Origin of the sequence: Streptomyces sp. Inha503 (genome assembly GCF_047215865.1) — a bacterium.
Taxonomy (GTDB): Bacteria; Actinomycetota; Actinomycetes; order Streptomycetales; family Streptomycetaceae; genus Streptomyces; species Streptomyces lycopersici.
In genome coordinates this window covers 1,307,649-1,328,350 of sequence record NZ_CP178360.1, presented here as the reverse complement: position 1 = coordinate 1,328,350, position 20,702 = coordinate 1,307,649, and the positions used below count along the sequence as shown (strand labels likewise).

Here is a 20,702-nt window from a genome sequence, read left to right as displayed (position 1 = left end):
TGCCGTTTCCCGCTGAAGGATGACACCCTGCCCCCGGCATGGCAACCTTCTTCCAACCACCCGTCAGTTTCCTGCCGTGAAACCGGGTCGGATGTGCGGAGGTTGCCTTTCGGCATACCGATTGGCGGCCGACCGCATGTAGATTGGCGTCGGCGGGGGGTCGCTACGGCTCATCCCGCTTTCTGCGCGATCCTCAAGTAGCCTAAAAGCGAAGTGAGTGGACGTGACGACCCAATATCTGGACCTTTTTTCGCGCCTCACCGAAGGTTCTGACGGTGGAAAGCGGGAGTTCCTGGAGATCGGACGGCTCGCCGGTCAGTTCCCCGCCGCCAGCGTCAGCGGCGTCGAGGACACCTCCCGGATCAGCGTCTGGTGCAGCAACGACTACCTCGGCATGGGCCAGCACCCGGCCGTCCTGGAGGCCATGAAGGAAGCCGTCGACGAGTACGGGGCGGGCGCCGGCGGCTCGCGGAACATCGGCGGCACCAACCACTACCACGTGACCCTGGAGAAGGAGCTCAGCGCGCTCCACGGCAAGGACGACGCGCTGCTGTTCACCTCGGGCTACACCGCCAACGACGGTGCGCTGTCCGTGATCGCGGGCCGCATGGAGGGGTGCGTCGTCTTCTCCGACGCGCTGAACCACGCCTCCATCATCGATGGTTTGCGCCACAGCGGCGCCCAGAAGCGGGTCTTCCGGCACAACGACACCGCGCACCTGGAGGAGCTGCTCGCGGCCGCCGACCCCGGTGCGCCGAAGCTGATCGTCGCCGAGTCGGTCTACTCGATGAACGGCGACATCGCGCCACTCGCGGAGATCGCCGGCATCGCCGAGCGCCATGGTGCCATGACCTTCCTCGACGAGGTGCACGCGGTGGGCATGTACGGCCCGCAGGGCGCGGGCATCGCGGCGCGCGAGGGGCTGGCCGACCGGTTCACCGTCATCATGGGCACGCTGGCCAAGGGCTTTGGTACCAACGGCGGGTACATCGTGGGCCCGGCCGAGGTGATCGAGGCGGTGCGGATGTTCTCCCGCTCCTTCATCTTCACCACCGCGATGCCGCCCGCCGTGGCCGCCGCGGCCCTCGCCGCCGTCCGCCATCTGCGCTCCTCGGAGGCCGAAAGGGAACGGCTGTGGGCAAACGCACAGTTGATGCACCGGCTGCTGAAGGAGCGCCGGATACCGTTCATCTCCGACCTCACCCACATAGTGTCCGTGCTGGTGCGGAACGAGGCCCTGTGCAAGCGGATGTCCGCGGCCCTGCTGGAGCGGCACGGCATCTATGTGCAGGCGATCAACGCGCCCAGCGTACGGGCCGGTGAGGAGATCCTCCGGGTGGCACCCGGAGCCGTGCATTCCACCTCCGAGGTGGAGATGTTCGTCAAGGCCCTTGACCAGGTCTGGGAGGAGCTCGGCGGCCCCCGCGAGGAGGCCGAAATACGGGTGCGCAATGGGGCCCACCGGGGTTAGGCAAAGGTGGCGCAAGGCATGTCGATCTTGCTTGACACGCCTTGGCGGCGGGAGGTTTGATGAGCCCACGCGAACAGTTGGGTGATTCTTGAGACCCGCTAGCGGAACGGGGATCTCGGGGGAGCAGTTCATGGGGTGCCGCGGCGATGTGGCACGCTTTGGCCCGGCGTGAACGGGCGGAAACGGGGGTTTCGGGGTGACGCTTGCGTATGTCCTCGACGGTGGTATGAACGATCAGCCGGGAGCCGGCGCAGAGCTGTATGAGCTCTTTCCGAGTGTGCAGCACACCTATCAACGAATCGCCGAGTGGACGGGTATCGACGTCCAGCGGATATTCGAAGAAGAACGGCAACCCGGACAGGAGCACCGACAAGGGATCGGTGCCATTCGTCAGGCCGCGGCCGTATTAGGAATTGCGGATGTTCTCGCCGAGGAATACGGCATAACACCGGCCGCCGTGTGCGGACTGAGTTTCGGCGCACTGGTCGGCGCCACACTCGCCGGAGCCGTCGGGCGTCAGGATCTCTTCACCCTTCTGATGCGATTGCGGGAAGTACCCCCGCCGGCCGCGGACAACGGCCCGCAGGCCGTCGCCATGCTGCGGATCCCCTACGACACCGCCGCCGACGACCTGCTCGCCGGCGTCCCCGATGTGTATCTCTCCGCCGACCTGGGGAAGGTCGGCACGGGCCAGGAGCGCATGGTGCTGCTGGGCGGCTACCGCTCCGCGCTCCAGGAGTTCGGCGCGGGGTTCCCGGCCGGTGCGCTGCACGTGTCCGACGACCACGGCGCGGCCTTCCACTCGCCACTCCAGCAGCACATCAGCGACTACCTCGAGCCCACGCTGGAGGCCATGGCCTTCCATGACCCACGGGTGCCGGTGCACTCGTGCATGGAGCGCAAGGCCCTCACCACCGCCGAGGAGATCCGCGATCTCTTCCGCCGCAACCCCACCGCCCCCGTGAGCGTCCCGCACATGATCGGCGGACTGGAGGACGGCGGCATCGAACTGGGCCTGGTGCTCGGCCCCGCCGCGTTCGGCACCTTTCAGAACGCGGAGTTCCCCGTGGTCCACGTGGAATCCCCGGACCATGTCTTCGAGGCGATGACCGCGGTCTACGACTTCGGCATCGAACTCCCTTCCACGGAAGCCGGGGTGACCCAGTGAAGGACGTGACCGAGCAGATCGACCAGTGGCTGTCACAGGACATCGACGCCTGGACCCGTCGGGTCGTCCGCCGCCACTTCGACCCGGACACCGGCACCCCGTACTGGCTCAAGCGTGCCGCCGAACTCGCCATCGATCCACGGGACATCACCCGCCACGACGAGCTCACCGCGTTCGGCCCGATGCCGCTGGGCGAGCTGCGCACCCTGGACCCCGCCGAGCTCGTGCCCCAGTCCGTGCCCCGGCCCCTGACCGGCCGGATCTGGGACTCCGGAGGCACCACCGGCAACCCCTGCCGGGTGTTCTACACCGAGCCGATGCTTGAGCACCGCGCCGCGTGGCGGCGCTGGGTGATCGAGCGTGAGGGATTCGAGCCCGGCCGCACCTGGCTCCAGGCCACCCCCACCGGACCGCATCTCATCGGACAGGGCGCCGTGGATCTGGCCGACCTGTACGACGGCCGGGTGTACGGCATCGACTTCGATCCACGCTGGGTCAAGCGGCTGCTCCGCGACGGCCGGCTGAAGGACGCGCAGGAGTACACGGCCCACATCACCGAGCAGATCGCCGCGGTCCTGGAACATCAGCCGGTCGACTACCTCGTCACCACCCCGGCCCTGCTACAGGCCCTGATCAAGGCCAGGCCCGAACTGGTGGCGCGGCTCAAGGGCGTACGGCTCAGCGGGACACACGCCACCCCCGCCATGCGCAGATCCTTCCACCAGGCCCTGGGTGGCGGACTGGTCGTCGTCACCTACGCCAACACCTTCGGCAACACCGTGGGCCTGCCCGCGGAGGACGACGGCGCCCTCATGCCGTACCTGCCGAACTACCCGCAGGTGACCATGGCGGTCGTCGACAAGGACGACTGGTCCGAGGTGGTCGGATACGGCGAACAGGGCCAGGTCCGGCTGACCGTCCTGCATGACGACCTCTTCCTGCCCAATGTGCTCGAGCGCGACCTCGCGGTGCGGTACGACACGGGCCCGGAGTGGCCGTGTGACGGCGTCGCCAACGTCAAGCCACTACAGGTCGTGCGATCGGCGCCGGAAGGCATCTACTAAGCACCGCCAGACCCACAAGACATCCACGGAGCCCGGGGAACACGGTCCACGAATCACGGACCGCGGGCCACCGGCCACCGGCCACGGGACATGAGCGCCCCGCGTGGCATCCGCCACGCGGGAGGGCCCCGCCCGCCCATGCCCGTCCGTTCCCCGCGCGCTTCGCCACTCTCGTCCTCCTGTCCCGCTGTCCCGCTGTCCTGCCCGGACGCGGCGCAGACCTTCGCGTTGCGCTGGTGTGCGCCCGGCGTCCTACGTTCCTGGATCCAGGGAGTTACGCCCATGAAGGGTTCCGACGGCACCTCGCCGAGCACGACGGACGCGCCGATCGCGGTCGTCGGACTGTCCTGCCGTCTCCCCGGAGCACCCGACCCCGCCACCTTCCGGCAACTGCTCCGCGACGGCGCCGACGCCATCACGGAGGCCCCGGAGGGACGGTGGGGAGGGGACACCGGCGCCCCGCGCCGGGGCGGATTCCTGGACCGGGACCGGATCGACCACTTCGACGCCGCCTTCTTCGGCATCTCGCCACGCGAAGCCGCGGCCATGGACCCTCAGCAGCGCCTGACCCTGGAACTGACCTGGGAGGCCCTCGAAGACGCCGGAATCGTTCCGGACCGGCTCCGCGACAGCCGCACCGGCGTGTACATCGGTGTGATCGCGGACGACTACGCCACGCTGATCCGGCGGGGCGGTCCGGAGGCCATCGACCGGCACAGCTTCACCGGACTCCACCGAGGCATCATCGCCAACCGCGTCTCCTACCACCTCGGCCTGCGCGGCCCCAGCCTCACCCTCGACGCCGGACAGGCGTCCTCGCTGGCGGCCATCCACCTGGCCTGCGAAGGCATCCGCCGCGGCGAGACATCCATCGCCATCGCCGGCGGCGTCCACCTCAACCTCGCCCCCGAGAGCGGCATCAGCGCCGCCCGGTTCGGCGGGCTGTCACCGGACGGCGTCACCTACACCTTCGACGCCCGCGCCAATGGCTTCGTACGCGGCGAGGGCGGCGGCGCCGTCGTTCTCAAGCCTCTCGCGGACGCCCTCGCCGACGGGGACCCCGTGTACTGCGTCATCCGGGGCAGCGCGCTCAACAACGACGGTGGCGGGGACCACCTCACCACCCCCCACCAGGCGGCCCAGGAGGACCTTCTGCGCCGGGCCTACCGGCAGGCCGGGGTCGACCCGGCCGGTGTCCAGTACGTGGAGCTCCACGGCACCGGTACGAAGGTCGGCGACCCGATCGAGGCGGCGGCGCTGGGCGCGGTCCTGGGCACGGCACGGCGGCCCACCGACGCTCCACTGCTGGTGGGGTCGGCCAAGACCAACGTGGGCCATCTGGAGGGCGCGGCCGGTGTCGTCGGTTTCATCAAGACGGCCCTGGGGCTCAAATACGGCGAGCTCTTCCCCAGCCTCAACTTCCGGACGCCCAACCCGGACATTCCGCTGGACCGGCTGAGGCTGCGGGTGCAGACGGCATCCGAGCCGTGGACCGCGGATGCGTCGGGGACGCGGGAGGCGTTGACCGCCGGGGTGAGCTCGTTCGGAGTGGGCGGGACGAACTGCCATGTGGTGCTCTCCGGGGCCCCGGAGCCGGTGGCGGCCCGGGACGCGGAGGGAGCTGAGGGGACGGGTGCTCCGGGCCGGATCCCGTGGGTGGTGTCGGGGCGCTCCGAGGTGGCGTTGCGGGCGCAGGCGGGTCGGCTGGCGTCGTACGTGGCGTCGTATGTGGGGGAGCGGGCGGAGCTGTCGGCCGGGGACGTTGGGTTCTCGCTGGCGGTGACGCGTAGTGCGTTCGAGCATCGTGCGGTGGTGTTGGGGTCCGATCGTGCGGCTCTGGTCGGGGGTTTGGGTGCGGTGGCTGAGGGTGGTGGTGCTCCGGGGTTGGTGCGGGGTGTGGTTGTGGGTGGTGATGGTCGTGCGGTGCTTGTTTTCCCTGGTCAGGGGTCGCAGTGGGTGGGGATGGCGGCGGGGTTGTTGGGGTCGTCTTCGGTGTTCGCGGAGCGGATGGGTGAGTGTGCGGCGGCGTTGGCGCCGTTTGTGGACTGGTCGCTGGGCGATGTGCTGGGTGATGCGGTGGCGTTGGGGTGGGTGGATGTGGTGCAGCCGGTGTTGTGGGCGGTGATGGTGTCGTTGGCTGAGGTGTGGCGTTCGTATGGGGTGGTGCCTGCTGCGGTGGTGGGGCATTCGCAGGGTGAGATTGCGGCGGCGTGTGTGGCGGGTGCGTTGTCGTTGGAGGATGCGGCGCGGGTGGTGGCGTTGCGGAGCAAGGCGTTGCGGGCGTTGTCGGGACTGGGCGGCATGGTCTCGTTGTCGCTGCCGGTGGAGACCGTACGGGAGCGGCTTGGGGCGTGGGGTGAGCGGTTGTCAGTGGCGGCGGTGAACGGGCCTTCGTCGGTGGTGGTCTCCGGTGACGCCGACGCGTTGGACGAGTTGCTGGCGGCCTGCGAGGGCGAGGGGGTCCGGGCGCGGCGCGTTCCGGTGGATTACGCCTCGCACTGCGCTCACGTTGAGGCCATTGAGGACGAGCTTCGGCAAGCGCTCGTGGGGATCAGCCCTCGGTCGTCGTCAGTGCCGTTCTATTCGACGGTGACTGGCGGGGTGCTCGATACGGCCGAGCTGGATGCCGGGTACTGGTATCGGAATCTGCGGCAGACCGTGCGTTTCGAGGAGACCGTACGCGCCCTGCTGTCGGATGGCCTTCAGGTGTTCATCGAGGCCAGCGCCCATCCCGTACTCACAGTGGGGGTGGAGCAGACCGCCGAGCAGTATGGCTGCGACGTGGCGGCCGTCGGGTCGCTGCGCCGTGACGAGGGTGGCCTGGATCGCTTCCTGACTTCCGTGGCCGAGGCCTATGTGGGCGGGGCTTCCGTCGACTGGGCGGGGATGTTCGCGGGGACGGGTGCGCGTCGGGTCGAGTTGCCCACGTACGCCTTCCAGCGCAAGCGGTACTGGCTGGACGTCCAGGCCCTGCCGCAGTCGAGCCCGCTCACCGAGGCCGACGCGACCGACCCGGATGACAGCGCGGAGCACACCTCGGCGACCGACGGGGCATCGTTCCTGCGTGCGCGTCTCGCCCCGCTGGACGACGCCCAGCGAGGGGAGACACTGGCGGACCTGGTACGTGAACAGGTTGCCATCGCGCTGGGGTACGAAGGGCCGGACGCCGTCGATCTCGGCCGGACCTTCAAGGAACTGGGCTTCGATTCGCTCGGCGCCGTCGACTTCCGCAACCGTCTGAACACCATCACCGGACTGCGACTGTCGACCACGCTGCTGTTCGACCACCCCACGCCCCGGATCCTCGTTCGCCATCTGCGGGACAGGCTCCTGGGTGACGACGGGCGCGAGGACATCGCGTCGGTGCCGGTCGGCGTGGCTCCGGACGAGCCCATCGCGATCGTGGGCATGAGCTGCCGCTACCCCGGTGGTGTGCGGTCGCCCGAGGAACTGTGGCAGCTGATCGCCTCCGGTGGCGACGCCATCGGGGCGTTTCCGGCGGACCGGGGCTGGGATCTGTCCGGGCTGTATGACGCGGATCCCGGACGAGCTGGGACGACGTATGCCCGGGAGGGCGGATTCCTCTACGACGCCGGGGACTTCGATGCCTCCTTCTTCGGGATCTCGCCGCGCGAGGCGCTGGCGATGGACCCGCAGCAGCGGCTCTTGCTGGAGACCTCCTGGGAGGTCTTCGAACGCGCGGGCATCGACCCTGCCGGGCGGGAGAAGAGCCGGACCGGCGTCTTCGTGGGCGCGATGTCCCAGGACTACGGCCCGCGGATGCACGACGCCTCGGACGAGTTGCAGGGATACCTGCTGACCGGCAACACCGTCAGCGCCGCTTCCGGCCGTATCTCCTACACCATGGGCTTCGAGGGCCCGGCGATGACGGTGGACACCGCCTGCTCGTCCTCCTTGGTGGCCCTTCATCTGGCGGTCCAGTCGCTGCGCCAGGGCGAGTGCGCGCTGGCGCTCGCCGGTGGTGTGACGGTGATGCCGACACCGGGGCTGTTCGTGGAGTTCAGCAGGCAGCAAGGGCTGGCTCCGGACGGCCGGTGCAAGCCGTTCGCGTCGGCGGCGGACGGCACGGGCTGGGCCGAGGGCGCCGGGATGCTGCTGCTGGAGCGGCTGTCGGACGCGCGGCGCAACGGTCACCAGGTGCTCGCGGTGGTGCGGGGCAGCGCGGTCAACCAGGACGGTGCGTCAAACGGTCTGACCGCGCCGAACGGGCCCTCCCAACAGCGCGTGATCCGGGCGGCGTTGGCGAATGCCGGGCTTTCGCCCGCCGACGTGGACGCGGTCGAAGCGCATGGCACGGGCACGGCCCTGGGCGACCCGATCGAGGCCGAGGCGCTGCTCGCGACCTACGGGCGGGAGCGGGACGCCGAGGACCGGCCGCTGTGGCTGGGGTCGGTGAAGTCGAACATCGGTCATACGCAGGCGGCGGCTGGTGTGGCGGGTGTGATGAAGATGGTGCTCGCGATGCGGCACGGTGTGCTCCCGAGGACGCTGCACGTGGATGAGCCGTCGCCGCATGTGGACTGGTCGGCGGGTGCGGTGGAGCTGTTGACGGACGCGGTGGTGTGGCCGGAGACGGGCCGTTCGTGGCGTGCGGGTGTGTCGTCGTTCGGCATCAGCGGCACGAACGCCCATGTGATCGTGGAGCAGGCTCCCGCAGAGGCGGGCGTTGCCGAGCCGGTGGACGAGGGGCGGGAGGCCCCGGCGTCGGTGCCGTGGGTGGTGTCGGCGAAGTCCGAGGGCGCGTTGCGGGTCCAGGCGGAGCGGTTGCTGTCGGCGGTGCGTGGGGAGCTGGACACTGAGGCATCCGTTGTGGATGTGGCCTCGTCGCTGGTGACCACCCGGTCGGTGTTCGAGCATCGTGCGGTGGTGCTGGCCGGTGACCGTCAGGGCTTCGTGGCCGGGCTGGAAGCGCTGGTGGATGGCGTACCGGCGGCTGGTGTGGTGCGGGGTGCGGTGGTGCCGGGGAAGCTTGCGGTGTTGTTTTCGGGTCAGGGTAGTCAGCGTGCCGGGATGGGGCTGGAGCTGTATGAGGCGTTCCCGGTGTTCGCGGAGGCCTTCGATGAGGTGTGTGGGCAGTTCGATGGGGTGTTGGGGCGTTCGCTGCGGGATGTGATTCGTGGGGGTGCGGAGGGGCTGGATGAGACCGCGTTTACGCAGTGTGGGTTGTTCGCGGTAGAGGTGGGGCTGTTCCGGTTGGTGGAGTCGTGGGGTGTGCGGCCGGATTGTGTGGCGGGGCATTCGATTGGTGAGCTGGTGGCCGCGTATGTGGCGGGTGTGTTGTCGCTTGCGGATGCGTGTGTGTTGGTGGCGGCTCGTGGGCGGTTGATGCAGGCGTTGCCGCCGGGTGGGGTGATGGTGTCGGTGCAGGCCGCCGAGGCGGATGTGCTGCCGTTGCTGGCTGGTCGTGAGGCTGAGGTGAGTGTGGCGGCGATCAACGGTCCGCGTTCGACCGTGATCTCCGGTGTGGAGGCGGCGGTGTTGGAGGTCGCCGGGCTGCTGGAGGCCGAGGGCGTCAAGACCAAGCGGCTGCGGGTCTCGCATGCCTTCCACTCGCCCCTGATGGAGCCGATGCTGGCCGAGTTCCGGCGGGTGGCCGAGGGGTTGTCGTACGCGCCTCCCCGCATCCCCGTCGTATCGAACGTGACGGGTCTGGTGGCGGATCCCGGGGCGCTGTGCTCGGCCGAGTATTGGGTGCGGCATGTGCGTGAGGCCGTGCGGTTCGCGGACGGGGTGCGGAGCCTGGCGGACGCGGGAGCCACCACTTTCCTGGAGCTGGGTCCGGACGGAGTGCTGTCCGGGATGGGGCAGGAGTGCGTCTCCGACGCGGTCTTCGCGTCGGTGCTGCGCGATGGCCGGAGCGAGCTCCCTTCGCTGCACGAGGCGCTCGCCGAGATCTACGTAAGGGGGCGGCACGTCGACTGGACAGCCCTGTTGGCGCCGGTCCGCTCCCGCCGTGTGGAGTTGCCGACGTATGCGTTCCAGCGGGAGCGCTTCTGGCTTGAGCCGGTCCGTAGCGGCACGGCCCCGGCGCTGACACAGGTGGCTGACGGCCGGCGCTATCGGGTGTCATGGTCGCCCGTTTCGGACGTGGTGGGCGCAGCGCTGACGGGAACGTGGCTGGTGGCGGTCCCGGCAGGGCTTGCCGGGGATGAGTGGGTCGCGGACTGTGTGGCCGCGTTGGCTGGGCGCGGCGCCCTGCCTGTCGTGGTCGAGCTGGGGCAGGACGACACCGACCGCGTGGTGATGGCGGACCGGCTGCGCCGGGTCCTGGAGGAGGCCGAAGTCTCCGACGCCGCGGGTGTGGTGTCGCTGCTGGCGCTGGCAGAGGGGCGGCACGGCGAGTACGGGTCGGTGCCGTTGGGTCTGGCGCTGACGTTGTCCCTGCTCCAGGGGATCGGGGACGCGGGCGTGGGTGGCCGTGTGTGGTGTGTGACGCGGGGCGCGGTGGCGGTGGGCGGTTCGGAGAGCCCGCTGAGCGCGGAGCAGGCGGCCGTGTGGGGGCTGGGCCGGGTGGCCGGGCTGGAGGTCCCGGAGCGCTGGGGCGGCCTGGTCGACCTGCCCGAGGTGTGGGATGCGCGGATGGCGGACCGGCTGGTGGGTGTGGTGAGTGGCCGCGCGGGCGAGACCGAGGCGGCGGTGCGGGCATCGGGTGCGTTCGGCCGCCGTGTGGTGCGTGCGGTTGAGGGTGGGCATGGGGTCGAGGGTTGGGAGCCGTCGGGGACTGTGTTGGTGACCGGTGGTACGGGTGCGTTGGGTGGTCATGTGGCGCGGTGGTTGGCGGGTGCGGGTGCGGAGCATCTGCTGTTGGTGTCGCGTCGTGGGCTTGAGGCCGTGGGGGTGGCTGAGTTGTGTGCTGAGCTCGGGGGGATGGGTGCTCGGGTGACGGTTGCGGCGTGTGATGTGGGTGATCGGGATGCGTTGGCCGGGGTGTTGGCCGGGGTGCCGGAGGAGTTGCCGTTGACGGCTGTGGTGCATGCGGCGGGGGTGCTGGATGACGGTGTGCTGGATGGGTTGTCGGTGGACCGGTTCGAGGGTGTGTTGCGGGGGAAGTGGGAGGCGGCGTGGCATCTGCATGAGTTGACGCGGGGGTTGGAGCTTTCGGCGTTTGTGCTGTTCTCGTCGTTCTCGGGAGTGGTGGGTGCCGCTGGGCAGGCGAATTATGCGGCGGCGAACGCGATGTTGGACGCGTTGGCGGAGTGGCGGCGTGGTGCGGGGCTCCCGGCCACGTCGGTGGCCTGGGGTCCGTGGGCCGACAACGGCATGGCAGAGGCCGTCGCGGACCGGTGGCGGCGCCATGGCCTCCCCGCGATGGAGCCCGAGTCGGCCGTCGCCACCCTGGCGCAGAGCGTCAACGACCCGGCGGCAGCGGCTCTGATCGTCGCCGACGTCGAGTGGGACACCCTGGCCCGGACGATGGCGGACACCCGCTCGCGCCGACTCCTGCACGACCTCATCGCCCACGGCTCACCCGACACCGCCAACGAGGTCACCACCACCGAGGGGTCGCTTCGGCGCCGACTCGCCGGGCTGGGAACGGGGGAACAGGACCGCATCCTCCTGGAGTTCGTGCGCTCCCATGTGGCGGCCGTCCTGGGACACCGCCGTCCCGAGGCCATCGACGCCGACCGGGCCTTCAAGGAACTGGGTTTCGACTCCCTCGCGGCGGTGACTCTGCGCAACCGGCTGAACGCGGCCACCGGGCTGAGTCTGCCGAGCACGTTGCTCTTCGACCATCCCACCGTGACGGCGCTGGTCAACCTGTTGCGCACCGAGGCGCTCGGACTGGGGAACGGCGCGGACGCCGCGTTGCCCGTCGCCGTGGCCACCGATGACGAGCCCATCGCCATTGTGGCCATGAGCTGCCGTTTCCCAGGCGAGGTGCGGAGTCCGGAAGACCTGTGGCAGCTACTGCTCGCCGGGCGCGAGGTGCTGACCGAGTTCCCCGCCGACCGCGGATGGGACCTGGACACGCTCTACGGGCCGGACCCGGACGAGCACGGCAAGAGCTATGTCCGCGAGGGCGGATTCCTCGAGGGAGCGGGCGACTTCGACCCGAAGTTCTTCGGCATCTCACCGCGTGAGGCGGTGGCGATGGACCCGCAGCAGCGGCTGCTGCTGGAGACGTCGTGGGAGGCGTTCGAGCGGGCCGGGATCGATCCCACGCTGCTCAGGGGCAGTCAGACCGGGGTCTTCGTGGGCAGCAACGGCCAGGACTACGCAACCAGCCTGCGCCAGGCGGCAGCGGAGCACGTCGAGGGACACCTGGTCACCAGCAGCGCCGCCAGCGTCGTCTCCGGCCGTATCTCCTACACCTTCGGTTTCGAGGGCCCGGCGGTCACGGTGGACACCGCCTGTTCGTCGTCGCTGGTGGCGTTGCATCTGGCGGCGCAGTCCCTGAGCCAGGGCGAATGCTCGCTCGCGCTCGCCGGCGGGGTCACCATCATGTCCACCCCCGAGCTCTTCGTGGAGTTCAGCCGACAGCGCGGTCTGGCGGCCGACGGCCGGTGCAAGGCGTTCGCGGCGGCCGCGGACGGCACGGGCTGGGGCGAGGGCGTGGGCTTGCTGCTGCTGGAGCGGCTGTCGGACGCGCGGCGCAAGGGCCACCAGGTGCTGGCGCTGGTACGCGGCTCCGCCGTCAACCAGGACGGCGCGAGCAACGGCCTCACCGCACCGAGCGGCCCGTCGCAACAGCGGGTGATCCGGGCCGCCCTGGCGAACGCCCGGCTGTCGGCCGCCGACGTCGACATGGTCGAGGCGCACGGCACGGGTACGACGCTGGGCGATCCCATCGAGGCGCAGGCGCTGCTGGCCACGTACGGACAGGAGCGGCCCGGCGAGCGGCCGCTGTGGCTCGGCTCGATCAAGTCCAACATCGGTCACACCCAGGCCGCGGCCGGTGTGGCCGGGGTCATCAAGTCGGTGCTGGCCATGCGCAACGGCGTGCTTCCGCGGACCCTGCACATCGATGAGCCATCAGCGCACGTGGACTGGTCCGCGGGCGCGGTGGAGCTCCTGACCGGCCCGATGGCATGGCCCGAGACCGGTCGGCCCCGTCGGGCGGGTGTCTCCTCCTTCGGCGTGAGCGGCACCAACGCCCATGTGATCCTGGAGCAGGGGCCGATGGTGTCCGATGCCGCCACGGACGCCACCTCCGAGCCGAGTGGCGTGGTGCCGTGGGTGGTATCGGCGCGGTCCGAGGCGGGGCTACGGGACCAGGCCGCGCGCTTGCTGTCGACCGTGGGGGACGAGGCCGGCCCGGCGCCGGTGGATGTCGGTTTGTCGCTGGTCACCACGCGCGCCGTGTTCGAGCGGCGGGCGGTGGTGCTGGGTGCCGACCGCAGCGCGCTCGTCAGTGGCCTGACCGCGCTGGCCGAGGGGCGCGAGGCCACGGGCGTGGTGCGCGGGGCGGCTACTGGCACCTCCGACCGCGTCGCCTTTGTCTTCCCCGGTCAGGGGTCGCAGTGGGTGGGGATGGCGACAGGGTTGCTGGAGTCGTCTCCGGTGTTCGCGGAACGGATGGAGGAGTGCGCGACCGCGCTGGCGCCGTTCGTGGACTGGTCGCTGGTGGATGTGCTCGGCGACCCCGCGGCGCTGGAGCGGGTGGATGTGGTGCAGCCCGTCTTGTGGTCGGTGATGGTGTCGTTGGCGGAGCTGTGGCGTTCGTATGGTGTCGAGCCCACGGCCGTCATCGGTCACTCGCAGGGTGAGATCGCGGCGGCGTGTGTGGCGGGTGCGTTGTCGCTGGAGGACGGGGCACGTGTGGTGGCCCTGCGGAGCAAGGCGTTGCGCGCGCTGTCGGGGCTCGGCGGCATGGTGTCGGTGTCGCTGCCGGTGGAGGAGGTGCGGGAGCGGCTGGGCCGGTGGGGCGAGCGGTTGTCGGTGGCGGCGGTGAACGGGCCCTCGGCGATCGTGGTCTCCGGTGACGCGGACGCGTTGGACGAGCTGCTGGCGGCGTGCGAGGCGGATGAGATCCGGGCGCGTCGCATCCCCGTGGACTACGCCTCGCACTGCGCTCACGTCGAGGCCATCGAGGACGAGCTTCGGCAGACCCTCGCGGGGATCGCCCCGCGCTCGTCGTCGGTGCCGTTCTACTCCACGGTCACGGCGGGTGTGCTGGACACCCAGGAACTGGACGCCGGGTACTGGTACCGCAATCTGCGTCAGACGGTGCGCTTCGACGAGACCGTCCATGCCCTGCTGGCCGGCGGCTTCGATACGTTCATCGAGGCCAGCGCCCACCCTGTCCTGACGATGGGCGTGGAGCAGACGGCCCAGGACCACGGCACGCACATCACCGCCGTCGGATCCTTGCGCCGCGATGAGGGCGGGCCCGACCGGTTCGCCATCTCCCTGGCCGAGGCATACGTCGGTGGCGCCGCCGTCGACTGGGCGGCCATGTTCGCGGGCACGGGCGCCCGGCGCGTCGACCTGCCGACGTACGCCTTCCAGCACCAGCGCTACTGGGTCGAGCCCTCAGCCGTGGCGGGCGATGTGTCATCGGCCGGACTGACCTCCGCCGACCACCCCCTCCTCGGCGCGGCGACCGCGCTGCCCGACTCGGACGGGTGGTTGCTGACGGGCCGCCTCTCGCTCCGTACGCATCCCTGGCTCGCCGAACACACCGTGCACGGCCGGGCCCTGCTGCCCGCGTCCGCATTCGTGGAGTTGGCGCTGCGCGCCGGTGACGCGGCCGGATGCGACCGCGTGCAGGAACTGACTCTGGAGGCGCCTCTGGTGCTTCCCGAACGGGGCGCCGTACAGCTCCAGTTGACCGTCGGTGGGCCCGGGGAGGACGGCGGACGTCCCGTACGGATGTACGCGCGGCCGGAGGACACCACGGACCGGCCATGGACCCGGTATGCCTCGGGAACGCTGGTCCACGGTGAGGCCCATGGCGAAGCCCACGGTGAGGCCCATGGCGAGGCGCATGGCGAGGCCCGGAGCCAGGCGACGGACCTCGGCGTATGGCCGCCGACCGGTGCGGAGGCCGTCGACACCGCCGGTCTCTACGAGCGGTTGGCCGACGCCGGGGTGGCGTACGGGCCCGTCTTCCGCGGCCTTCAGGCGGTATGGCGCCGCGGCGACGAGCTCTTCGCCGAGGTGGTGCTGGCCGAGGAAGCCCGTGGCGAGGTGTCCCGGTTCGGCATCCACCCGGCCCTGCTGGACACCGCCTTGCAGCCGGGTCTCGCGCCCCTCTCGGGCGATGTGGACGGCGTCCGCCTGCCGTTCCTCTGGAGTGGTGTGTCGTTGCACGCGACCGGGGCGTCGATGCTCCGCGTACGGCTGACCCGCAAGGGCACCGACACCCTGTCCGCGCTGGTCGCCGACCCGGCCGGAACGCCGGTGGCCACGGTGGACGCGCTGGTGGCACGGCCGGTGACGGAGGAGCGGTTCGCGGCCGCGACAGCGGAGTCCGGCGACGGCCGACCGGAACGGGCCACCGTGGTCCGCCGCGCACTGGCCCGGACGGCGCCCGCGGCGGAGGAGGCATCACTACGGCAGCGGCTGCGCCGGGTGGGCGACGCGGAGCGGGAGCGGATGGTGCTGCGCATGGTCCAGGACCAGGCCGCCACCGTCCTCGGCCACAGCACACCGGACGCGGTCGAGCCGGAGATCTCCTTCAAGGAGCACGGTTTCGACTCCCTCACGGCGGTGGAGCTGCGGAACCGGCTGAACGCGGCCACGGGCGAGCGGCTGCCCGCCACGGTCGTCTTCGACTACCCGACCCCCACCGTGCTCGCGGAATACCTCCGCACGGAACTGCTCGGCCTCCGGGAGGGCGATGCCCCCTCGACACCCGCGCCCGTCACCCGGGCCGAGCCGGACGACGATCCGATCGCCATCGTCGCCATGGGGTGCCGTCTGCCCGGCGGCGTCCGGTCCCCGGAGGAACTGTGGGACCTGCTGACCGAGGGCCGTGACGCGATATCCGGCTTCCCCGAGGACCGTGGCTGGGAGCTCGACGGACTCTACGACGCCGACCCCGACGCCCCCGGGAAGACCTACACGCGCCACGGCGGCTTCGTCGACGGCGCGGGTGAATTCGACGCGGCGTTCTTCGGCATCTCACCGCGTGAGGCGGTGGCGATGGATCCGCAGCACCGACTGCTGCTGGAGACGTCCTGGGAGACCTTCGAGCGCGCGGGCATCGACCCGGCCTCCCTGCGCGGCAGCCAGACCGGTGTGTTCGTGGGTGCCGGATCACACGGATACGGCGCGGGCCCGATCCGGCCGTCGAGCGGTGTCGAGGGCTATCTGCTCACCGGTAACGCCCTCAGCGTCACCTCCGGGCGGCTCGCCTACGCGTTCGGCTTCGAAGGGCCCGCCGTAGCCGTCGACACGGCGTGCTCGTCGTCGCTGGTGGCGCTGCACCTGGCCGCGCAGTCGCTGCGGCAGGGCGAGTGCTCCCTGGCCCTGGCCGGTGGCACCGCCGTCATGTCCACCCCGTGGACGTTCGTCGGCTTCAGCCGCCAGCGGGGGCTGGCCCCGGACGGGCGCTGCAAGCCCTTCTCCGCCGCCGCCGATGGCTTCGGCCCGGCGGAGGGCGTCGGTGTGCTGCTGCTGGAACGGCTGTCGGACGCCCGCCGGAACGGACACCGTGTGCTCGCCCTCGTACGGGGCACCGCCATCAACCAGGACGGCGCGAGCAACGGCCTCACCGCGCCCAACGGACCCTCGCAACAGCGGGTGATCCGGGCCGCGTTGGAGAACGCCCGGCTGTCGGCGGCCGAGGTGGACGCGGTCGAGGCCCATGGCACCGGCACCAAACTGGGCGACCCCATCGAGGCACAGGCCCTGCTCGCCACGTACGGAAGGGGGCGCCCCGAAGAACGGCCGCTGCTGCTGGGCTCGGTGAAGTCGAACATCGGGCATACGCAGGCGGCGTCGGGTGTGGCCGGTGTGATCAAGATGGTGCTCGGCATGCGACACGGCGTGCTGCCACGCACCCTGCACGTGGATGAGCCATCGCCGCATGTGGACTGGTCCGCGGGCGGGTTGCGGCTGCTGACGGACGATATGCCCTGGCCGGAGACGGGATGGCCGCGTCGTGCGGCGGTCTCCTCCTTCGGGATGAGCGGCACCAACGCCCACGCCGTGCTGGAGCAGGCCCCGCTCGACGACGCCCCCGGCCGTGGTGTCGATGACGACACCCCGGCCGGGGGACTGCCGGAGATCACGCCATGGGTGATCTCCGGACGGTCGGACACCGCGGTGGAGGCGCAGGCGGAGCGGCTGCTTGCCCATGTGCGCGAGCGCGGAGAGGTCTCGCCCGCCGATGTCGGGCTGTCGTTGGCGACCACGCGCAGCGTGTTCGAACACCGCGCGGTGGTGCTGGCGGGGGACGGGGACGGCCTCGTCAACGGCCTGGGCGCGTTGGCCGAGGGGAACATGGCCCCCGGTGTGGTACGCGGGATGGCGGCCGCCCGGGACCACGCGGTGCTTGTCTTCCCTGGTCAGGGGTCGCAGTGGGTGGGGATGGCGGCGGGGTTGTTGGAGTCGTCTTCGGTGTTTGCGGAGCGGATGGGTGAGTGTGCGGCGGCGTTGGCGCCGTTTGCGGAGTGGTCGCTGGGCGATGTGCTGGGCGGTGAGGTGGCGTTGGAGCGGGTGGATGTGGTGCAGCCGGTGTTGTGGGCGGTGATGGTGTCGTTGGCTGAGGTGTGGCGTTCGTACGGTGTGGTGCCTGCGGCGGTTGTTGGTCACTCGCAGGGTGAGATCGCGGCGGCGTGTGTGGCGGGTGCGTTGTCGTTGGAGGATGCGGCGCGGGTGGTGGCGCTACGGAGTCAGGCGTTGCGGGCGTTGTCAGGGCGTGGCGGGATGGTGTCGGTGTCGCTGCCGGTGGAGGCCGTACGTGAGCGGCTGGGCCGGTGGGGTGAGCGGTTGTCGGTGGCGGCGGTGAACGGGCCCTCGGCCGTGGTGGTGTCCGGCGACGCCGACGCGTTGGACGAGTTGCTGGCGGTTTGCGAGGGCGAGGGGGTCCGGGCGCGGCGCGTTCCGGTGGATTACGCCTCGCACTGCGCTCACGTTGAGGCCATTGAGGACGAGCTGCGGCAAGCGCTCGTGGGGATCAGCCCCCGGTCGTCGTCGGTGCCGTTCTATTCGACGGTGACCGGGGGCGTGCTCGATACGGTCGACCTGGATGCCGGGTACTGGTACCGCAATCTGCGTCAGACGGTGCGCTTTGACGAGACCGTCCGTGTCCTGCTGGCAGACGGTTTCCAGGTGTTCATCGAGGCCAGTGCCCACCCCGTCCTGACGATGGGTGTGGAGCAGACGGCTGAGGATCACGGCACCCGGGTCACCGCGGTCGGTTCGCTGCGTCGCGACGAGGGCGGTCTGGAGCGCTTCATGACCTCCCTGGCCGAGGCGTATGTGGGCGGCGCGTCCGTCAACTGGGCAGGGCTCTTCGCGGGCACGGACGCGCGGCGCGTCGATCTGCCGACGTATGCCTTCCAGCGCACCCACTTCTGGCTGGAGTCCGGGGCCATCGAGACCGCTGGCGATGTGGCGTCGGTGGGGCTGGACTCAGCCGAGCACCCCTTGCTGGGGGCCGCCGTGCCGCTGCCCGACTCCGACGGTTTCCTGCTCACCGGTCGGCTGTCGCTCCGTACGCATCCCTGGCTCGCCGACCATGCGGTGTTGGGCCGGGTCATCCTGCCCGGTACGGCGTTTGTCGAGCTGGCGTCGCGGGCCGGTGACGCGGTGGGTTGTGACCGGTTGGAGGAGCTGACGCTCGAGGCGCCTCTGGTGCTGCCCGAGGAGGGGGCGGTCCAGGTGCAGCTGGTCGTGAGCGGGCCGGTACAGGATGGGCTGCGCGAGTTCAGCGCGCACGCCCGCCGTGACGACGTTCCGAACGCCTCGTGGACGTGCCACGCGAAGGGCGTCCTGGCACTGAACTCCACCGCGATCGACGATACGGCCGGCCCTGCGGACCTGAAGGCATGGCCTCCGGCGGGCGCGGAAGCGGTTGAGACCGTGGGCTTCTACGAGGAGGTGGCGGCCACCGGGCTGGTGTACGGGCCGGTGTTCCAGGGGCTGCGCGCCGTGTGGCGCAAGGGTGATGAGGTCTTCGCGGAGGTGGCGCTGCCGGAGGAGTCGCGGGCGGAGGCGGCCCGGTTCGGGCTGCACCCGGCGCTGCTCGATGCGGCGCTGCACGCCTGGCTGGTGTCCGCCGCCGAGGGAAGCGGGAAGGCGGAGGGAATCCGGCTGCCGTTCGTGTGGAGTGGCGTGTCCCTGTACGCCACGGGCGCGACCTCGCTGCGGGTACGGCTGACCCGTACGGGCGCCGAGGGGATGTCGGTGCTCGTGACGGATGCCGCCGGTGAGCTGGTGGCGTCGGCGGAGGCGCTGGTCACCCGGCCGGTCTCGGAGGCGCAGCTCGCGTCGTCCGCCGACGACGAGTCGCTGTACCGGGTGGTGTGGATCGCGGGGCCCGCAACCGCCTCGGCCCCCGCCACCGACCGATGCGCCATGGCTGGACCGGACGTCTTCGGTCTGGCCAGGGTGTTGGAGGCGGCCGATGGATCGGTTGAGGAATATGCCGACCTGGCCGCTCTGACCGCACACGTGCGATCCGGCGCCCCGATGCCGGGTCTGGTGTTCGTGACGGTGTCCTCCGGTCCCGGTGAGGATGTCGTCCCGGCGGCGCGGGCGGTGGCACACCGGACCCTGGACATGGTGCGGGCGTGGTTGGCGGAGGACGTGTTCGCCGGGGCGCGGTTGGTGGTGGTCACCCGGGGTGCGCTGGCGACCGAGGATGGTGTGGATCCGCGTGACCTGGCGGCGGCCCCGGTCTGGGGGCTGGTGCGGTCGGCGCAGGCGGAGCATCCGGGCCGGTTCGTTTTGCTGGATGTGGACGGTGTCGAGGCGTCGCTGGCCGTGGTGCACCAGGCGGTGGCGACCGGGGAGCCGCAGCTCGCGGTGCGCGATGCGGAGGTGCTGGTGCCCCGTCTGGCCCCCGGCGCCGCGAGGGGTGTGCTGACGCCGCCGGATGGCGGGGAGGCGTGGCGGCTGGAGTCGTCGGGAGCGGGCACGCTGGAGGGGCTGAGGCTGGCCCCGGCCACGGATGTCACCGCGGAGCTCGGCGAGCACGAGGTCCGGGTCGCCGTGCGGGCTACGGGCATGAACTTCCGCGATGTCCTGATCTCCCTGAACATGTACCCGGACCCCGGCGCCACGATGGGCGGCGAGGGAGCCGGTGTGGTCGTGACCACCGGATCGGGTGTGACGTCTCTCGCCGTCGGCGACCAGGTGATGGGGCTGTGGTCCGGTGGTTTCGGGCCGCTGGCCGTGGTGGACCATCGCAGCCTGGTACGGATCCCGGATGGCTGGTCCTTCACCGAGGCCGCCTCCGTCCCCGTGGTGTTCGTGACGGCTTTGTACGCGCTGCGGGAGCTGGCGGGCGTACGGCGTGGTGAGTCGCTGTTGGTGCATTCGGCTGCTGGTGGTGTGGGGATGGCGGCGGTGCAGTTGGCGCGGGCGTGGGGTGTGGAGGTGTTCGCGACCGCGAGTGAGGCGAAGTGGGATGTTCTGCGTGGTCTGGGGTTGGACGATGCGCATATCGCGTCGTCGCGGACGTTGGAGTTCGAGGAGCGGTTCAGGGTTGCTTCGGGTGGTCGTGGTGTGGATGTGGTTCTGGACTCGCTGGCCGGTGAGTTCGTGGACGCGTCGCTGCGGTTGCTGGGTGAGGGCGGGCGGTTCATCGAGATGGGCAAGACGGATGTGCGGTCGGCCGAGGAGGTGGCCGCGGCGCATCCGGGGGTGATGTACCGGGCGTTCGACCTGGCCGAGGCGGGTTCGGAGCGTATCGGGGAGATGCTCGCGGAGATCGTGGCCCTCTTCGAACGAGGTGAGCTGGAGTCGTTGCCCGCACGGGTGTGGGATGTGCGCAGGGCTCCTGAGGTGTTCCGGTTCATGAGCCAGGCGCGTCATGTGGGCAAGCTGGTGCTGAGTGTTCCGGCCGCGCTGGATCCGGAAGGGA

Annotated in this window: 4 protein-coding genes (1 of these 4 only partly in view); all 4 read left to right on the top strand. The window is 70.6% G+C overall.

Annotated features, from left to right (window positions below):
- The first annotated feature begins 223 nt into the window (after positions 1-223).
- The gene (hemA, locus tag ACJX2R_RS05545) at positions 224-1,471 is read left to right on the top strand and encodes a 5-aminolevulinate synthase (protein ID WP_413099053.1); all 1,248 of its coding nucleotides are present in this window, start codon (positions 224-226) and stop codon (positions 1,469-1,471) included.
- 457 nt (positions 1,472-1,928) lie between these two features.
- Entirely contained in the window at positions 1,929-2,639 is a 711-nt protein-coding gene (locus tag ACJX2R_RS05540; protein WP_413099052.1) for an ACP S-malonyltransferase, read from the top strand.
- On the top strand, positions 2,636-3,703 hold the full coding sequence (locus ACJX2R_RS05535) for an arylcarboxylate reductase (protein WP_413099051.1): 1,068 nt from the start codon (positions 2,636-2,638) through the stop codon (positions 3,701-3,703). The genes ACJX2R_RS05540 and ACJX2R_RS05535 overlap by 4 nt, the downstream gene beginning before the upstream one ends.
- Positions 3,704-3,985: 282 nt before the next feature.
- Positions 3,986-20,702, top strand: partial view of a type I polyketide synthase gene (locus ACJX2R_RS05530; RefSeq protein WP_413099050.1) — the start only. The gene runs 21,128 nt beyond the window's last position; 16,717 of the gene's 37,845 nt are visible here — the first part of the coding sequence; it begins with the start codon at positions 3,986-3,988; its stop codon lies off the right edge, out of view.